The sequence below is a fragment of the Thauera sp. 63 genome (assembly GCF_000310165.2).
GTDB classification, from domain to species: Bacteria; Pseudomonadota; Gammaproteobacteria; order Burkholderiales; family Rhodocyclaceae; genus Thauera; species Thauera humireducens.
Genome location: NZ_AMXC01000088.1, coordinates 1 through 544 on the forward strand (window position 1 = coordinate 1; position 544 = coordinate 544).

1 pseudogene is annotated in these 544 nt (G+C 58.8%); it reads left to right on the plus strand.

What is annotated here, in order from left to right:
* Positions 1-72 precede the first annotated feature (72 nt).
* Positions 73-273, plus strand: a pseudogene (locus C664_RS20075) (transposase domain-containing protein); the annotation flags it as partial.
* Positions 274-544 lie beyond the last annotated feature (271 nt).

Genomic DNA, 544 nt, shown 5'->3' on the forward strand with positions numbered 1-544 from the left:
CGCACTCGAGGCCGAAGGGCTTGCATAATCGAGGGCCGCGCATAATTGCGCTTATGCAAAGGTTGGCATAAGCGCAAGAACTGGCTGTTCTCGGGGAGCCTGCGCGCAGGCCAGCGCGCGGCTGCCGTCATGAGTCTGATCCAGTCCGCGCGGCTCAACGGCCATGAGCCCTTCGCGTATCTGAAGGATGTGCTCGAAAGACTGCCGACCCAGCCATACAGCAAGATCGGGGAGTTGCTGCCGCATCGTTGGCAGCCGAGCGAATGCGCCTGAGCGAAACGGCAAGACGGGTTCGCCGGGCGCTTACGCCGCGTCCGACGCGGGATGACGACAGCCATCGTGCCCACCATCAGAACTAGTGGACACGATCTTCAATGGGCTAAGCGGCTGGGGGAAGGTGGTTTCGCCGGGCGCTTACAGCCTTGGCGCGCAGTTTCTGTTTGTTCGGATCTATTTTGTGTTGACGTAAAAACGCCCAGACATCGTTTTGATGCTGGGCGTTTTTTTGGTTAGTCTGACGATGACCTACTTTCACGAGGGCAAT